Annotated in this window: 15 protein-coding genes; 12 read left to right on the forward strand and 3 right to left on the reverse strand. The window is 70.9% G+C overall.

Annotated features, from left to right (window positions below):
- Positions 1 to 20 precede the first annotated feature (20 nt).
- Positions 21 to 929, reverse strand: a complete 909-nt coding sequence (locus ACUDCK_RS24050; protein ID WP_175167115.1) for a LysR family transcriptional regulator — start codon at positions 927 to 929, stop codon at positions 21 to 23.
- Between the two features lie 125 nt (positions 930 to 1,054).
- Here ACUDCK_RS24050 and ACUDCK_RS24055 point away from each other — a divergent pair, with 125 nt between their 5' ends.
- Positions 1,055 to 1,744 (forward strand): ankyrin repeat domain-containing protein, encoded by a 690-nt coding sequence (locus ACUDCK_RS24055; protein ID WP_081273372.1) that lies wholly within the window; start codon positions 1,055 to 1,057, stop codon positions 1,742 to 1,744.
- Positions 1,745 to 1,821: 77 nt separating this feature from the next.
- Here the strand turns inward: ACUDCK_RS24055 and ACUDCK_RS24060 are convergent, their stop codons facing one another.
- A complete protein-coding gene (locus tag ACUDCK_RS24060) occupies positions 1,822 to 2,256 on the reverse strand; it encodes a response regulator (RefSeq protein ID WP_231132852.1) in 435 nt (144 codons plus the stop codon).
- A gap of 250 nt (positions 2,257 to 2,506) precedes the next feature.
- On the opposite strand from ACUDCK_RS24060, the gene ACUDCK_RS24065 reads away from it, so the two are divergent.
- From ACUDCK_RS24065 to ACUDCK_RS24080, 4 genes are read left to right on the forward strand one after another with little or no spacing between them, the layout of a single operon-like run.
- A complete protein-coding gene (locus ACUDCK_RS24065; protein ID WP_175167114.1) occupies positions 2,507 to 5,911 on the forward strand; it encodes a response regulator in 3,405 nt (1,134 codons plus the stop codon).
- A gap of 24 nt (positions 5,912 to 5,935) precedes the next feature.
- Entirely contained in the window at positions 5,936 to 6,781 is an 846-nt protein-coding gene (locus tag ACUDCK_RS24070) for a CheR family methyltransferase (RefSeq protein WP_054500761.1), read from the forward strand.
- Positions 6,778 to 7,413, forward strand: a complete 636-nt coding sequence (locus ACUDCK_RS24075) for a chemotaxis protein CheB (RefSeq protein WP_054500760.1) — start codon at positions 6,778 to 6,780, stop codon at positions 7,411 to 7,413. The genes ACUDCK_RS24070 and ACUDCK_RS24075 overlap by 4 nt, the downstream gene beginning before the upstream one ends.
- Complete coding sequence (locus tag ACUDCK_RS24080) at positions 7,410 to 8,546, forward strand: hybrid sensor histidine kinase/response regulator (protein WP_054484794.1); 1,137 nt, start codon at positions 7,410 to 7,412, stop codon at positions 8,544 to 8,546. The genes ACUDCK_RS24075 and ACUDCK_RS24080 overlap by 4 nt, the downstream gene beginning before the upstream one ends.
- Positions 8,547 to 8,561: 15 nt before the next feature.
- On the opposite strand, the gene ACUDCK_RS24085 is transcribed toward ACUDCK_RS24080, so the two are convergent.
- Positions 8,562 to 9,356, reverse strand: a complete 795-nt coding sequence (locus ACUDCK_RS24085; protein ID WP_064523058.1) for an AraC family transcriptional regulator — start codon at positions 9,354 to 9,356, stop codon at positions 8,562 to 8,564.
- 216 nt (positions 9,357 to 9,572) lie between these two features.
- Between ACUDCK_RS24085 and ACUDCK_RS24090 the strand changes: the two genes are divergently transcribed.
- From ACUDCK_RS24090 to ACUDCK_RS24120, 7 genes are all read left to right on the forward strand, one after another.
- Positions 9,573 to 10,538: a Bug family tripartite tricarboxylate transporter substrate binding protein gene (locus tag ACUDCK_RS24090; protein ID WP_064523070.1), complete on the forward strand. Its 966-nt coding sequence runs from the start codon at positions 9,573 to 9,575 to the stop codon at positions 10,536 to 10,538.
- Positions 10,531 to 11,412 (forward strand): PhzF family phenazine biosynthesis protein, encoded by an 882-nt coding sequence (locus tag ACUDCK_RS24095; RefSeq protein WP_054500757.1) that lies wholly within the window; start codon positions 10,531 to 10,533, stop codon positions 11,410 to 11,412. Before ACUDCK_RS24090 ends, ACUDCK_RS24095 begins: the two co-directional genes overlap by 8 nt.
- Before the next feature lie 131 nt (positions 11,413 to 11,543).
- The gene (locus ACUDCK_RS24100; protein WP_054500756.1) at positions 11,544 to 12,089 is read left to right on the forward strand and encodes an RNA polymerase sigma factor; all 546 of its coding nucleotides are present in this window, start codon (positions 11,544 to 11,546) and stop codon (positions 12,087 to 12,089) included.
- Positions 12,086 to 12,757, forward strand: a complete 672-nt coding sequence (locus tag ACUDCK_RS24105; protein ID WP_054500755.1) for an anti-sigma factor — start codon at positions 12,086 to 12,088, stop codon at positions 12,755 to 12,757. Before ACUDCK_RS24100 ends, ACUDCK_RS24105 begins: the two co-directional genes overlap by 4 nt.
- Before the next feature lie 59 nt (positions 12,758 to 12,816).
- Complete coding sequence (locus ACUDCK_RS24110; protein ID WP_175167113.1) at positions 12,817 to 13,713, forward strand: alpha/beta hydrolase; 897 nt, start codon at positions 12,817 to 12,819, stop codon at positions 13,711 to 13,713.
- 1 nt (position 13,714) lies between these two features.
- Complete coding sequence (locus ACUDCK_RS24115) at positions 13,715 to 14,467, forward strand: hypothetical protein (protein ID WP_175167112.1); 753 nt, start codon at positions 13,715 to 13,717, stop codon at positions 14,465 to 14,467.
- A gap of 71 nt (positions 14,468 to 14,538) precedes the next feature.
- Complete coding sequence (locus tag ACUDCK_RS24120) at positions 14,539 to 15,468, forward strand: acyl-CoA desaturase (RefSeq protein ID WP_244976867.1); 930 nt, start codon at positions 14,539 to 14,541, stop codon at positions 15,466 to 15,468.
- Position 15,469: the final 1 nt, after the last annotated feature.

The following is a 15,469-nucleotide window of genomic DNA, read 5'->3' on the forward strand; positions in this document are numbered from 1 at the left end:
AGGACTCTATTCGCTGGGCGTCAACAATCGCCGCCCATGGCGGCCGGCAGATGTTGCGCCAGGAAGTCCACGAAGGCCTTGACTTTGGGCTGGAGGTGACGGCTGGTGGGATACACCGCGTAGACCTGGCGCGGCGCGCTGGGCAGATCGGGCAGCACCCGCGCCAGCCGGCCTTCGGCGATGGCGGGCGCGGCCAGGAAGGACGGCAGCCCGCCGATTCCCAGGCCGGCTTCCAGCAGGTCGCGCAGCATCAGGCTGTTGTTGGCCTGGACCCGCGTCGGCGCGCCGAACGGGTCGGCGGGATGGCTGGCATCGTCGTCCGGCACCGGGCCGGGGCTGTCGGCCAGGCTATAGCTGAGGCAGTCATGCCCCCGCAAGTCGTCCACGCTGCCGGGATGGCCGCGCTGGGCAAGATACGACGGCGCCGCGCACAGCACCTGCGTCAGCGACGCCAGCCGGCGGGCGATCAGCGAGGAATCATCCAGTTGCGCCCGCAGGCGGATCGACACATCGAAGCCCAGCCCCACGGCGTCGACCAGCCGGTCCTCCATGGCCAGGTCCAGCCGCAGCTCCGGATACTGCCGCAGGAAGCGCGCCAGCAAGGGCGACAGCACGCTCAGCGCGAACGACACCGGCGCATTCACCCGCAGCCGCCCGGCCACGCGCCCGGCCTGCTGCTTGATGGATTTTTCCAGGGTATCCAGTTCGTCGAGCAGGCGGCAGCATTCGGCATAGTAGGCGGCGCCGGTGTCGGTCAGGCTCATCTTGCGCGTGGTGCGCTGGATCAGCACCGCGCCCAGGTGGGCTTCCAGCGCGCGCAACTGCTTGCTGAGGCCGGCGGACGACATGTCCAGGTCCTCGGCCGCCTTGGCGAGGCTGCCCAGTTCCACGATGCGCCGGAAGGCGCGCATGTAGTTGAAGGTGTCCATGGCGGAAACGGAGAGAAGGGAATCCCGGGATTCTGCAGCGATCGGCGGTATTCGCCAAACGGGGCGCCGGCGACGGATCATGGCGGCATAATCGAGGCAGTATCCACGACAAGGAGACCCGACGCATGTCCATCATCCGCTCCTGGCGCGCCTTCCTTGCCGCCACCCTGCTGGCGGTCGCGGAGGGCAGCGCGGCCAGTTCGGGCGCGGCCGGCGAGACCGAGGCCGGCGGCGCCCTGTTGCAGGCCGCCGGCGACGGCGACGCCGCCCGCGTCCAGGCCCTGCTGGCCCGGGGCGCGCCGCTGGAAGCGCGCGACGCCGACGGCAACACGCCGCTGCTGCGCGCCACGCTGATCAACGCGGAGGCGGCCGCCTCGGCGCTCATCCAGGCCGGGGCCGACGTCAACGCCAAGAACGCCATGCAGGACAGCGCCTACCTGTACGCCGGCGCCCGCGGTCACAACGGCATCCTGGCGCAGACGCTGCGCCATGGCGCCGACCTGCGCAGCACCAACCGCTACGGCGGCACCGCGCTGATCCCGGCCTGCGAACGCGGCCTGGTCGAAACGGTGCGCATGCTGCTGGCGGCCGGCGTCGATCCGGACCATGTCAACCGGCTGGGCTGGACGGGGTTGCTGGAGGCCATCATCCTGAGCGATGGCGGGCCGGACCACCAGGCCGTGGTCGCGCTGCTGATCGCGGGCGGGGCCGATGTGAACCTGGCCGACGGCGATGGCCGCAGCCCCCTGTGGCACGCGCGCCAGCGCAGGCAGGCGGCGACGGCGCAGCTGCTGCTGGCCGCCGGGGCGCGCTGACGGCGCCGGCCGGCCCCTGTCTTCGATATGAGTTCGTGCGCAGGCGCGGGCCGAGCCCGGCGCGCGGTGAAACGGCGCTACGCGGCCAGGGCGGCCAATTCGCGGGTCTCGCCCGCCGCCAGGATCGGCGCGCCGGCGCGCGGCCGCCGCACGGGCGCCGGCGCCAGGCGGCGCACGGCCGCCAGCACATCCTGCGGCTCGGCGGGCTTGCGCATCAGGGTGGCGCGCCCTTCGCAGACCGCGGCGATCTCGGCTTGCGGACGGCCGCTCAGGACCAGCACCGGCGTATCGCCGAGGTAGGCGTTCTCGCGCATGGCAGTCAGCAAGGCGCCGCCATCCATGCCGGGCATGGACAGATCGGTGATGACCAGATCCGGCCGCACTTCGAGCATCTGCTGCAACGCGGTCAGGCCGTCCGTGTGCGTCGTGACGTCATAGCCTTCGCCGCTCAGGAATTCGCTCATCAGGGTGACCAGCACGGGCTGGTCGTCGACCAAAAGGATTTTCGTCATGGTTGTGCGCTGCCACGCGTGCGGGACGCCGGCGGGCAGACGGATAGGTGGAGCCGGGTAGACGCCGAATCCTAGGGCATGCGGACCCTTCATGTGTGAAGTAATTGTATCCGGACGAAACGAATGCCCCATCCGCCTGTATAGTCTCGCGGGTTTGGCCGGGCAGCCGGGATCGCGGCTCGTCCCTATAATTGTCGGCGCCGCCCCCGCCCCGCGCGCCGTCCTCTTCCCCGAGCCGTCAACCGTTCCCATGCCGAATTCGCAACAATCCGCCAGCCGCCACACCCTTCCGCGCACCTTGATGGCCGGTTTCGTGACGGCGGCGCTGGCCACCCTGGTCATCGCCTTCGTCAACGTGCGCTCGGCCGAGACCCGGACGGAGGCGGTCAGGGCCATGGACCGCGCCACCGAGACCGTGCGCCAACTGAGCCTGTTCAACTCGGCGCTCAAGGATGCCGAGATCGGCCAGCGCGGCTACCTGCTGACGGGCGACCCGGCTTACCTGCAACCGTATCTGCGCTCGGTGCCGTTGATCGAACAGCGCCTGGCGCTGGTCAAGGAAGCGGCCACCGCGGATTCGGCGCAGCGCCGCATCGTCAACGACATCGCGGGCATCACCCAGCAGAAGCTGACGGAACTGCGCGAGACCATCGAAATGCGCAAGGCCGGCGACGTGGAAGGCGCAATGGCCGTGGTGCGCACCGATGCCGGCAAGGAAGCGATGGACCGGTTGCGCGACCTGGTCGCCGACCTGTACACGCGCCAACTGGGCCAGGTCGAGGAGCAACGCGAAACCTGGGCCGCGGCCTCGACCACCTCGACCTATTACTCATGGGGCGGGTCGATGTTGCTGCTGGCGCTGATCCTGGCGTCGGCCGCCGTGACCATCCGTGAGTACCGCGCCAAGGCGCGCCAGGCCTGGGTCACGACCGGCCTCTCCGGCCTGAGCCTGCGCTTGCGGGGCGATCATCGCCTGGACGAAATCGGCAAGCGCGCGCTGGACTACCTGGCGGACTACCTGCACGCCAGCGTCGGCGCCGGCTACGTCGTCAACCACGGCGGCGACGAGCTGGAACTCTTCGGCGGCTACGCCCTGCCGGCCGAGCGCCTGGCGCAGAAGATCCCCGCCGCGCAAGGGCTGGTCGGGCAGGCGGCCAGCTCGCGCAAGCTGCTGCACCTGCGCGACGTACCGCCCGGCCACCTCCCGGTCTCGTCGGCCACGGGCACGTCCAATCCGGCCGAACTGATCCTCGCGCCCGCCATGCAGAACGATCGGGTCTATGCCGTGATCGAACTGGGCTTCACCCACGCCGTGGGCCAGAGCGAGCGCAGCCTGCTCGAGGGCGCCTCCGAGATGCTGGCCTCGGCGATCCGCGCCGGCCTGGACCGCACGCGGCTGGAGGCGCTGCTGGCGGAAACCCAGCGCCAGTCGGAAGAACTGCAGACCCAGCAGGAAGAATTGCGCGTCAGCAATGAAGAGCTGGAACAGCAGAGCCGCATCCTGCAGGAATCGCAGGCGCGCATGGAGGTGCAGCAGACCGAGCTCAAGCAGGCCAACGTCAGCCTGGAACTGCAGACCGAGCAATTGTTGCGGGTGCAGGGCGCGCTGACCGACAAGGCGCGGCTGCTGACGCAGGCCAGCCAGTACAAGAGCGAGTTCCTGGCCAACATGAGCCACGAACTGCGCACCCCGTTGAATTCGACGCTGATCCTGTCCAAGCTGCTGTCCGAGAACAAGCCGGGCAACCTGAGCGCCGACCAGGTCAAGTATGCGCGGACCATCTACGAAGCGGGCAGCGACCTGCTGGCGCTGATCAACGACATTCTGGACCTGGCCAAGATAGAGGCCGGCCAGGCCACCGTGGAGGTCGAGGCCGTGGCCATCGCGCCGGCGCTCGAGCGGCTGCTGGATCCGCTGCGCCCGATCGCGCAGGACAAGCGCCTGACCCTGGAACTGGACATCGCCGCCGACGTGCCGGCGTCTTTGCATACCGACCCGCAGCGGCTGGGCCAGGTGCTGAAGAACCTGCTGTCGAACGCCCTCAAGTTCACCGAGCAAGGCAGCGTTGCGCTCAAGGTGTCGCGCGCGCCGCGCAACATGCTGTCGTTCGCCGTGCAGGACACCGGCATCGGCGTGCCGGCCGACCAGCAGGAACTGATTTTCGAGGCCTTCCGCCAGGCCGATGGCAGCAGCCATCGCAAGCATGGCGGCACCGGTCTGGGGCTGTCGATCTCGCGCGACCTGGCCAAGCTGCTGGGCGGATCCCTGTCGCTGGTCAGCACGCCGGGGCAAGGCAGCGTGTTCACGCTGCTGCTGCCGATACGCCTGGAGGCCGCGCCCGCGGCGCCCGTCCCCAGCCTGCCCGCGCCGATCCCGACGCCGCCCGCCATCCCCGCCTGGGCGGCGCCCGCCGCCGCGCCGGCGGCCGAGCCCGTCCAGCCGGACCCGGAACCGGCCCGCGAGGCCGGCCGCACCATCCTGGTCATCGAGGACGATGAACGTTTCGCCGGCATTCTCGGCGACCTGGCGCACGAAATGGGCTTCGGCTGCCTGGCCGCGCACACCGCGACCGACGGCCTGGCGCTGGCGGCACAGCGCCGGCCCGACGCCATCGTGCTCGACATCAACCTGCCCGACTTCTCGGGGCTGGGCGTGCTGGACCAGCTCAAGCGCAACCCCCACACGCGCCACATCCCGGTGCACATCGTGTCGGTGGCCGACTACGCCCAGGAGGCCATGGGCCGCGGCGCGATCGGCTACGCGCTCAAGCCCGTCAAGCGCGAGGAACTGACGCAGGCGCTGCTGCGCCTGGAGGCCAAGTTCACCCAGAACGTGCGGCGCGTGCTGGTGGTGGAGGACGACGACCGCCAGCGCGAAAGCGTGCGGGAGCTCCTGGCGCGCGACGACGTGGAGATCGTGCCGGCCGCGACCGCCGGCGCCGCCCTGAAGCTGCTGCGCGAGACCACCTTCGATTGCGTGGTCATGGACCTGAACCTGCCCGACATCAGCGGCTACGAATTGCTGCGCGAAATGGCCGAGCAGGAGAGCGTGTCGTTCCCGCCCGTGATCGTGTACACCGGCCGGGCGCTGTCGCGCGACGAGGAGCAGCAACTGCGCCGCTTCTCCAAGTCCATCATCATCAAGGACGCGCGCTCGCCCGAACGCCTGCTCGACGAGGTGACGCTGTTCCTGCACCAGGTCGAGGCCGACCTGCCGCCGCAGCAGCGCCAGATGCTGGAGCTGGCCCGCAGCCGCGACAGCGCGCTCGAAGGCCGCACGGTGCTGGTGGTCGAGGACGATGTGCGCAACGTGTTCGCGCTGTCGAGCATCCTGGAGCCGACCGGCCTGCGGGTGGAGATCGCGCGCAATGGCCGCGAGGCCCTCGAGGCGCTGGACCGCGTCGGCGTGGACGGCCACCCGGCGATCGACCTGGTGCTGATGGACATCATGATGCCCGAGATGGACGGCTACACCGCCATGCGCGAGATCCGCACGCGGCCGGAGTGGCGCCGCTTGCCGATCATCGCGCTGACCGCCAAGGCCATGAAGGACGACCAGGAGAAATGCCTGGCCGCCGGCGCCAACGACTACATCGCCAAGCCGCTGGACGTGGAGCGGCTGTTGTCGCTGGTGCGCGTCTGGATGCGCAAGTAACCAGCGGCCCCGGACCCGGCGATCATGACCCTGCCCCCTCCGCCCAAGGCGCAGACCGAGGATATCGAGCAGCGGCTGCTGCTCGACGCGATCTATCACCAGTACCACTACGACTTCCGCGAGTATGCCCAGGCCTCGCTCAAGCGGCGCCTGCGCAGCGCCTTGTCGCACTTCGGCTGCAAGACCCTGTCGCAGTTGCAGGACCGCGTGCTGCATGAGCCGCCGGTGTTCACCAGCCTGCTGCAATTCCTGACCGTCCAGGTCAGCGACATGTTTCGCGACCCCAGCTATTTCCTGGCGCTGCGCCGCGAAGTGGTGCCCATCCTGCGCACCTACCCCTCTATCAAGGTGTGGGTGGCCGGCTGCAGCACCGGCGAGGAGGTCTATTCGCTCGCCATCCTGCTGCATGAGGAAGGCCTGCTGGACCGCGCCCTGATCTACGCGACCGACATCAATCCGCATGCGCTGCGCGCGGCCGAGCAGGGCGTGTTCGACCTGGACCGGGTGGCCGCCTTCACCAGCAACCACGCCCAGTCCGGCGGCCGCAGCTCGCTGTCCGATTACTACACCGCGCGCTACGGGCGTGTGGTGTTCGACAAGCAGTTGCGCGAGCACATGGTGTTCTCGGACCACAGCCTGGCGACCGACAGCGTGTTCGCGGAGGTGCACCTGGTCTCGTGCCGCAACGTGCTTATCTATTTCGAGCGCGACCTGCAGAACCGCGCATTGCGCCTGTTCCATGACGCGCTGGTGCATCGCGGCTTCATGGGCCTGGGCTCGCGCGAATCGGTGCGCTTTTCCGCCCAGGCCGACGGCTTCGACGATTTCGTGCTCGAAGACCGCATCTACCGCAAGAAGGCCGGCCTGTGAGCGCCCCAACGCCGGATCGCGGCGAGGCGGCGGGCGCCTGGGACGCCATCGTCATCGGCGGCTCGTCGGGCGCCATCGAGGTCCTGAACCTGCTGATGCCCGCCCTGCCGGCCGGCCTGCGCGCCGCGGTGATCGTGCTGCTGCACCTGCCGCGCGACCGCCGCAGCCTCTTGGTCGACATCTTCCGCGACCGCTGCGCGCTGCCGCTGTGCGAGGCTGAAGACCAGCAGCCCATCCAGCCGGGGCACGTCTATTTCGCGCCCCCCGACTACCACCTGCTGGTCGACCGTGGGCCGCGCCTGGCGCTGTCGATCGGCCCGTTGGTGCATTTCTCGCGGCCTTCAATCGACGTGCTGTTCCAGTCCGCCGCCGACGGCTATGGCGAGCGGTTGCTGGGGGTGCTGCTGTCGGGCGCCAACGAAGACGGCGCCGCCGGCCTGGCCGCCATCCACGCCGCGGGCGGCCGCGCCGTGGTCCAGGCGCCGGACACCGCCGCGATGCGCGCCATGCCCGACGCCGCCCTGGCGCGCATCGATGCCCCCCTGGTCCTGGCGCCCGCCGCCATCGCGGCGCTGCTGTCGCAGTTGCCCGCGCAGCCGCGGCCCTGCCCCCCCACATCCACCACACCATGATATTGACATCTGCCAAACCCTCGGATGACCGCATCAAGTGCCTGCTGGTCGACGACGTGCCCGAAAATCTGGTCGCGCTGGAAGCGCTGCTGGCGAGCGACCGGGTCGAAGTGCTGAAAGCGCAATCCGGCCCGCAGGCGCTGGAACTGCTGCTGAATCATCCCGACGTGGCGCTGGCGCTGCTCGATGTGCAGATGCCCGACATGAACGGCTTCGAGCTGGCCGAGCTGATCCGCGGCAGCGAGCGCACCCGCCACATTCCGCTGATCTTCATCACCGCCGGCTCGCGCGAACAGAATTGGCAGTTCCGCGGCTACGAGAGCGGCGCGGTGGACTTTCTGTACAAGCCGGTCGACCCTTACATGCTGCGCAGCAAGGCGAACGTGTTCTTCGAGTTGCACGAGCGCCGGCGCGCGCTGGCGCAGCAACTGGAGGCGCGCACCGAGGCGCTGCGGGTCAACGACATGTTCATGGCCGTGCTCAGCCATGACCTGCGCACGCCATTGCAGGCGGTCATCATGGGCGCCTCGATGCTGGCGCGCCAGGGCGGCGACGCGCGCGTGGTCAGCGTGGCGCAACGCATGCTCCAGAGCAGCGAGCGCATGAAGCACCTGATCGAAGACCTGCTCGACGTGACGCGCATCCGCCAGGCCGGCGGACTGGCGCTGGCGCCGGCGCGCATCGGCATGGACACGCTGGTCCACCGCACCCTGGATGAATTGCGCGCCGGCTTCGCCGACCGCCAGATCGAAGCCGAATGCCATGGCGACCCGGTCGGCGAATGGGACGGCGAGCGCATCGCCCAGGTGCTGGCCAATCTGCTCGGCAACGCCTTGCACCACGGCGCCCGCGACGTGCCGGTACGGGTCGAGGTGGATGGTTCCGTTGCCGACCGGGTCGTGGTCACCGTCAGCAACGGCGGCAGCATTCCCGCGGAACTGCTGCCGCAACTGTTCAACCCGTTCCGCAGCGGCGCGCGGCCGGCCGGGGGCCATCGCGGCCTGGGGCTGGGACTGTTCATCGCGCAACAGGTGGCGCAATCCCACGGCGGCCGCATCAGCGCCGAATCGCGCGACGGCATCACCCGCTTCCGCGTGGCGCTGCCACGGCAGGCGTCGACCGCCTCGACCTGACGATATCGATTCGCGTCAGAACGGCCCGGCAAGGTCCGGGTCCTGCCCGGCCCCGACCGCGCGCAGCAGCCGGCCCAGGTGGCCACTGCTGGAAAACCCCAATTCGGCGCTGACCCGCGCCAAGGGTTCGCCCAGCGCAAGCCGCTGGCGCGCGGCTTGCGCCAGGAGCTGGCGGCGCAGGGCGATGGGGGAGAGTCCGTAGGCTTGCTGGCAGGCGCGCTGCAGCGTGCGCGTGGTGGCGCCGAGCGCGCTGGCCGACTCCGCGATGGCGGGCAGCGGCTGCCCTTCCTCCAATCGACCGCGCAGCAGCGCCAGCCATTGCCGCGCCAACGGCAGCGGCGCCTGCGTCACGCGGGCGTGGGCCTGCAGCCGGTGATGCGCGTCGAGCTGCGCGATCAGCGCCGCCACCAGCATCGGCAGGGCCGCGGCCGACAGCGCCGGCTTCCACAGCGCGTCCAGCATGGCCTGGGCCGCGCCGTCCAGTTGCAGCACTCCGCCGGCCTGGCAGTCGCGCAGCAGTTCGGGCGCCAGATAGAGTTCGCCATGCTGCTGCGCGGCGCTTTCGGCGCGCGTGCTGTGCTCAACGTGCGAGGGCAGCAGCAAGGCCTGGCCGCGAACCAGGCGACTGCGGCGGCGCGCGCCTTCCTCGTCCTGCCAGGCGCTGTCGAGCGCGCCGGCGCGCGGCCAGAGCAGCATGGCGCAGTCGTGCTCGTGCCAGTGAAAGGCGTAGTGCGGCTGGCGGCTGGCCGCAATGGCAAAGCCGGTCTGGGCGATCAGGTCCTGTTTGGACGAAAGCGGGACGGAACGCATGATGGGTCGGCGGCGCGGATGCCGCGCCGGCGGCAGGCCAACGCGGGCGGAAATGGACGTCGCCCCAGTATCGACGCGCGCCCGCGTCCACGCAAGCCCGGCGTCCACGCCGCCGGGCCGCTGTCGTGTGCGGGATCGGCCCCTGTCGCGCCGTGGTTCGCCCGCGCGCGGGCCGCCCCCTACGATCGGGCGTTCAACCTATACAAGGGGATGTCCATGATCCGCGCATTGCCGCTCGCTCTGTTGTCCGTCGCCCCCCTGGCCCTGCCGCTCGCCGCCGCGGCGGCCGAACCGGCCTGGCCTGACAAACCGATCACGCTGATCGTGCCGTTCCCGGCCGGCGGCGGCACCGACCTGGTGGTGCGCACCCTGCAGCCGGCGTTGACGCGCCAATTGCAGCAGACCGTCATCATCCAGAACGCCGGCGGCGCCGGCGGCACGGTGGGCACCGGCCAGGCCGCGCGCGCCAGGCCCGACGGCTATACCGCCGTCGCGGTCACCACCAGCACGGTCGCGCTCAGCGCCAGCCTGTACAGGAATCTGCCGTACAAGCCGGCCCACGATTTCGACTACGTCGGCTTCATCGGCACCTCGCCCTACGTGCTGGCCGCGCAGCCGGCCCTGAAGGCCACCACCCTGCCCGCGCTGGTCGCGGCACTCAAGGGCCGCAGCGCCACCTATGCCTCGGTGGGCGCCGGCACCGTGTCGCACCTGCTGGGCGAGATGTTCAAGAAAGACGAGCGCCTGGACCTGACCCACGTGCCCTACCGCGGCGCGGCGCCCGCCTACACCGACCTGATCGGCGGCCAGGTCGACATCATGTTCGACAACCCCGTGGGCCTGGCGCCCTTCGTGCAGAGCGGCAAGCTGGTCGCCGTGGCCACCACCGCCGCCACCCCGATCCTGCCGAACGTGCCGACGTTCGCCGCGCAAGGCATGCCCGCCTACACGCAATCGCTGTGGTACGGCCTAGCTTTCCCGAAGGGCACGCCGCCTGCCATCGTGCAGAAGATGAACCTTGCCCTGAACACGGTGCTGCGGGATCCGGCCATCGCGGCGGACCTGGCGGCCAAGGGCGTCGACGTGCACCCGGACACGGCCGACGCGCTGGCCCACACCGTCTCCCACGACCTCGCCTTCTGGGGCGAGCTCATCACCACCCTCGGAGTCCAGTTTGACTGACCTTCCCTCCCCCCGCGCGCCCGCCCCGCCGGCCGCCGGCTCGGCCGCCCTGCTGCGCGTCTTCGTCGATCCCGCCCACGCCGGACGCGGCGGCAACCCCGTGCCGCTGGTGCTCGACGCGCTCGGCATGACGGCCGCCGACATGCAGGCCCTGGCCGCGCGCCACGGCCACGAATCGTCCTTCGTGGCGCCGGCCGATCGCGATGGCCACCTGTGCCGGCTGCGCTTCTTCGTGCCCGGCCATGAAATGGAGATGTGCGGCCACGCCACCGTCGGCACGCTCTGGGCGCTGCGGCAATGGGGGCACTGGCGCACGCCCGCCACGCGGGTCCAGACCCTGAGCGGCAGCGTGGACGTCGAATGGGACGAGGCCGGCGATCGGGCCTGGGTCTCGCAACCCGCCGCGACCACCCGCGCGCTGACGCCAGACCAGTGCCGCGCCGTCGCGGCCGTGCTGCGCATCGATCCGGCGCTGCCGGGCCTGCACATGGTCAATGCCAGCACCAGCCGCGTCAAAACCCTGGTGCGGCTGCCCGACGCGGCCGCGCTGGACGCGCTGGCCCCCGACTTCGATGCGATGCGCGGCCTGTGCGAGGCCATCGGCTCGACCGGCCTGTACCCCTACGCCTTGACGGCCGACGGCGCCAGCGCGCGGCAGTTTCCGAAGGCGTCCGGCTATCCCGAGGACGCCGCCACCGGCATCGCGGCGGCGGCATTGTGGGGCTATCTGGACAAGACCGGCGCCATCCCCGCCGGCCAGGTCTGCACGGTGCGCCAGGGCGTGGCCATGGGCTCCCCGTCGGCAATCCAGCTACGCGCGCGGGGCGATGGCGCCGGCTGCTGGCTGAGCGGCCTCACGCAATGGATGACGTGACCGGCAGGGCCAGGCCGCGCAACGAGGCCGGAGTTTTCGGTAGTATGTCGGATGGTGCCGCGGCGCGTCCCGCCGTGGCGCCCATTCCGCGCATTCTGCGGCCGCACCCCATGTGACCCCGGATACCCGTCATGCCCGACCCCATACGTCTGAAGGCCCTGATACAAGACTGCGCGCGCGGCCAGGAATCCGCGCTGGCCGAACTCTATCGTCAAACGTCCCCGCATCTGTTTGCCCTTGCCGTCCGTATATTGCGACGAAGCGACTGGGCGGAAGAAGTCCTCCAGGACAGCTTCATCAATATCTGGCGCAACGCCGCCCGCTATTCTTCGGAACAGAGCCAAGTCATGACCTGGATGACCCGCATCGTGCGCAACCGCTGTATCGACCTGCTGCGCAGGCCCGACCTGGAGCGCCCGGACGCCGACGGCGAACTGACGCTGGCCTGGGCGGATGACGCGCCCGGCCCCTTCGAGCGCCTGCAGTCCGACCAGGATGCCCGGCGCCTGGCCGACTGCCTCAAGCAACTGGAAGGCCAGCAGCGCACGGCCATCGCGCTGTCCTTTTTCGACGACCTGAGCCACGGCGAGATCGCCCGCCGCCTGCAGGCGCCGCTGGGCACGATCAAGAGCTGGGTGCGGCGCGGCATGGAACGGCTCAAGAGGTGCCTGTCATGAACTACCGCGATCCGCAATTGCGCGCCCGGCTGGCGGCCGACTACGTCTCGGGCGCCATGCGCGGCGGCGCCCGCCGCCGCTTCGAGGGCCTGATGGCCGCCGACGCCAATCTGCGCCGACAGGTGCGGGGCTGGGAAGACGACATCTACCCCCTGCTCTGGTCGCTGCCCGGCAGGACGCCCCCGCGCCGCGTCTGGCGCGCGATCCAATCCCGCCTGCACCCGGGCGCGGCGCCCTGGTGGCGCGGCCTGGCGTTCTGGCGCGTCGCCAGCGGCGCGCTGGCCGCCTTGCTGGTGGCCGGCGTCGTCATCTATCCCATGCAGGTGGACCGCGCCGCCCGGGCGCAACTGATGGCCGTGCTGCAAAGCCCCGAGGCGCAAGCCATGCTGGTGGTGCGCGCCGACGAAGCCGGCGGCCTGCACATCCACGCGCTGCAGAACCTGGCGACGCGCGCCGGCGGCAAGTCCCTGGAACTCTGGGCCATTCCGCCCGGGCAGGCGCCGCAGTCGGTCGGGCTGGTGTCGCCCGAAGGCCTGACCGCGCTGCGCCGCGCCCAGGGCCTGGCCGGCGTCCAGCAACTGGCCATCACGCTGGAGCCGCCGGGCGGCTCGCCCACCGGCGCGCCCACCGGGCCGGTCATCATGAGCGGCGACGTGCTGAAGATCTGAGCCGCATCCAACGCGGGCCCGTGCCCGTATAGAGGGGTGTCCCCGTTGCGGAGCACCCCATGTCTTCCTGGATCGGCCCGGGCCAGCGCGGCCTGCTCGAGATACTGCTGCTGGCCAGCCTGGCGCTAGGCCTGCTGGCCGCCTGCTCGCCCCTGACCCTGCTCAACGGCGCCGTGCCCGACGGCGCCAGCCGCGCCACGTCCGGGCTGGCCTATGGCCCGCTGCCGCGCCAGCGCCTGGACATCCATGCGCCGCTGGACGCCGCCGGCGCGCCGGTGGTGGTGTTCTTCTACGGCGGCAGTTGGCGCAGCGGCGAACGCGCCGACTACCGCTTCGCGGGCGACGCGCTGGCCTCGCGCGGCATCATCGCCGTCATCGCCGACTACCGCCTCTATCCCGAGGCTATCTACCCGGCGTTCCTGCAGGACGCGGCGCTGGCGGTGGCGTGGACGCAACGGCATATCGATGCCTATGGCGGCGACCCGGGCCGGGTGTTCGTGGCCGGCCACAGCGCCGGCGGCTACATCGCCGCCATGCTGGCCCTGGATCCGCGCTGGCTGCGCGATGCCGGCTCCGCGCCGGGCTCGCTGGCCGGCTGGATCGGCCTGGCGGGCCCCTACGACTTCCTGCCGATCGTCGCGCGTGACGTGCGGCCGGTGTTCCGGTTTCCCGATACGCCGGCCGACTCGCAACCGATCCGCCACGTCAGCGCCGACGCCCCGCCGGGCCTGCTGCTGACCGGCGGCGCCGACACCGCGGTGGACCCGCGGCGCAACAGCGCCGGCCTGGCGCGCGCCCTGCGCGCCGCTGGCGCCTGCGCGCGCCTGGTCGAGTATCCCGACCTCGGCCACAAACTGCTGGTGGGCGCGCTGGCGCGGCCCTTGCGCTGGCGCGCGCCGGTGCTGGACGACATGGCCGCGTTCGTGACCCGTCCCTGCTCCGCCCCGGGAGAATGACATGCGCCCATCGCTGCTGCTCGCCCTGATCCTGCCGCTGGCGCCTCTTGGCGCCCAGGCGGCCAACGAACACTACGTGGGCTACGCCTATGCCCAGCACGGCGGCGCCGAGCGCTACCGCGAGGAGCACTGGGTCGTCAGGGACGGCGCGCGGCAGACCCGGCTGGTGCTGTATCGCTGTCCGGACGGCGCCGCCTTCGCCCGCAAATGGGTGCGCGGCGGCGTGGATGATCCCGCGCCCGATTTCGCCCTGCTGGACCAGCGCGACGGCTACCGCGAAGGCGTCAGCAGCCGCGGCGGCGTGCGCCACGCCTACGTGCAGGCGCGCGCCAGCGCGACCACGCGCAGCCAGGCGCTGCCGCAGGCCGAAGACCCGGTGATCGACGCCGGCTTCGACGCCTGGCTGCGCGCGCACTGGGACTCACCCGACCGCCCCTTGCAGTTCCTGGTGCCCAGCCGATTGGCCCTGATGCCGCTGGAAGTCCAGGCGCGCGACGTGCCCGAACAGCGCGAGCGCGTATTCCGGCTGCGGCTGGATGCCTGGTACGGTTTCGCCGCGCCGCCGCTGCGCGTGACCTACGACCGCGACAGCCGACGCCTGCGCCGCTTCGAAGGCCCCAGCAACCTGCGCGACGGCAACGGCGGCACGCAGACCGTGCGCATCGAATTCCCCGCCGACGCCGAACTGGCCCCGCCCACCGAGCAGGACATGGACGCCGCGGCGGCCACGCCGTTGACGGGACGGTGCGACTAAGGGTTTCCACCTACGCATCCGTCCGCCCGCCCCGCCCGTATATCCCCGCAAGCCTCGAACAGGACACGATGATGCGCCCTGAACCCTCTCACTGGACCACTTCGATACGCCGCTGGGTCGATACCCAGGCGGCGGGCGCGCCCGCCGGCCCGCCCGACCGCGTCGACTGGACCCGCGCCCTGCCCTTCGCGCTGCTGCACGTTGGCTGCCTGGGCGTCGCATGGACCGGCGTTTCGCCGGTGGCGGTGGCCGTGGCGGTGGCGCTCTACGCCGTGCGCATGTTCGCCCTGACCGGCTTCTACCACCGCTATTTCTCGCACCGCACCTTCCGCACCTCGCGCGCCATGCAGTTGGTTTTCGCCATTCTCGGCGCTTCGTGCGCCCAGCGCGGCCCGTTGTGGTGGGCGGCGCACCACCGCCACCATCACCGCCACGCCGACGACGAACAGGATCTGCACTCGCCGGCCCGCCACGGTTTCTGGTGGAGCCACATGGGCTGGTTCCTGACGCCGCGCGCCTTCGCCACCGACCTGGCGCGCGTGCCGGATCTGCGCCGCTACCGCGAACTGCGCTGGCTGGACCGCTTCGACGCCGCCGTGCCCATCGCGCTGGCGCTGCTGTGCTATGCCCTGGGCGCCGCGCTCGAGCGCCTGGCGCCCGGCCTGGGCACCAGCGGGCCGCAGATGCTGGTGTGGGGCTTCTTCATCTCGACGGTGGCGCTGTTCCATGCGACCGTCACCATCAATTCACTGGCGCACCGCTACGGCAAGCGCCGCTACGACACCGCCGACGATAGCCGCAACAACGCCTGGCTGGCGCTATTGACCTTCGGCGAAGGCTGGCACAACAACCACCACTTCTATCCCGGTTCGGCGCGCCAGGGCTTTCGCGCCCGGGAAATCGACCTCACCTGGTACGGCCTGCGCCTGCTGGCGGCCGCTGGCCTGATCTGGGACCTGAAACCCGTGCCGGCCTGGGTGCTGGCGCGCGCCAAGGAATGAC

It is taken from the genome of Achromobacter sp. CF-sbj1-Ac2-l (genome assembly GCF_052698165.1).

What these genes read in the sequence shown, in the direction of transcription:
- ACUDCK_RS24050 (WP_175167115.1), bottom strand. Translation starts at nt 929, where the DNA reads ATGGACACCTTCAACTACATGCGCGCCTTCCGGCGCATCGTGGAACTG.
- ACUDCK_RS24055 (WP_081273372.1), top strand. Translation starts at nt 1,055, where the DNA reads ATGTCCATCATCCGCTCCTGGCGCGCCTTCCTTGCCGCCACCCTGCTG.
- ACUDCK_RS24060 (WP_231132852.1), bottom strand. Translation starts at nt 2,256, where the DNA reads ATGACGAAAATCCTTTTGGTCGACGACCAGCCCGTGCTGGTCACCCTG.
- ACUDCK_RS24065 (WP_175167114.1), top strand. Translation starts at nt 2,507, where the DNA reads ATGCCGAATTCGCAACAATCCGCCAGCCGCCACACCCTTCCGCGCACC.
- ACUDCK_RS24070 (WP_054500761.1), top strand. Translation starts at nt 5,936, where the DNA reads ATGACCCTGCCCCCTCCGCCCAAGGCGCAGACCGAGGATATCGAGCAG.
- ACUDCK_RS24080 (WP_054484794.1), top strand. Translation starts at nt 7,410, where the DNA reads ATGATATTGACATCTGCCAAACCCTCGGATGACCGCATCAAGTGCCTG.
- ACUDCK_RS24085 (WP_064523058.1), bottom strand. Translation starts at nt 9,356, where the DNA reads ATGCGTTCCGTCCCGCTTTCGTCCAAACAGGACCTGATCGCCCAGACC.
- ACUDCK_RS24090 (WP_064523070.1), top strand. Translation starts at nt 9,573, where the DNA reads ATGATCCGCGCATTGCCGCTCGCTCTGTTGTCCGTCGCCCCCCTGGCC.
- ACUDCK_RS24100 (WP_054500756.1), top strand. Translation starts at nt 11,544, where the DNA reads ATGCCCGACCCCATACGTCTGAAGGCCCTGATACAAGACTGCGCGCGC.
- ACUDCK_RS24105 (WP_054500755.1), top strand. Translation starts at nt 12,086, where the DNA reads ATGAACTACCGCGATCCGCAATTGCGCGCCCGGCTGGCGGCCGACTAC.
- ACUDCK_RS24110 (WP_175167113.1), top strand. Translation starts at nt 12,817, where the DNA reads ATGTCTTCCTGGATCGGCCCGGGCCAGCGCGGCCTGCTCGAGATACTG.
- ACUDCK_RS24115 (WP_175167112.1), top strand. Translation starts at nt 13,715, where the DNA reads ATGCGCCCATCGCTGCTGCTCGCCCTGATCCTGCCGCTGGCGCCTCTT.
- ACUDCK_RS24120 (WP_244976867.1), top strand. Translation starts at nt 14,539, where the DNA reads ATGCGCCCTGAACCCTCTCACTGGACCACTTCGATACGCCGCTGGGTC.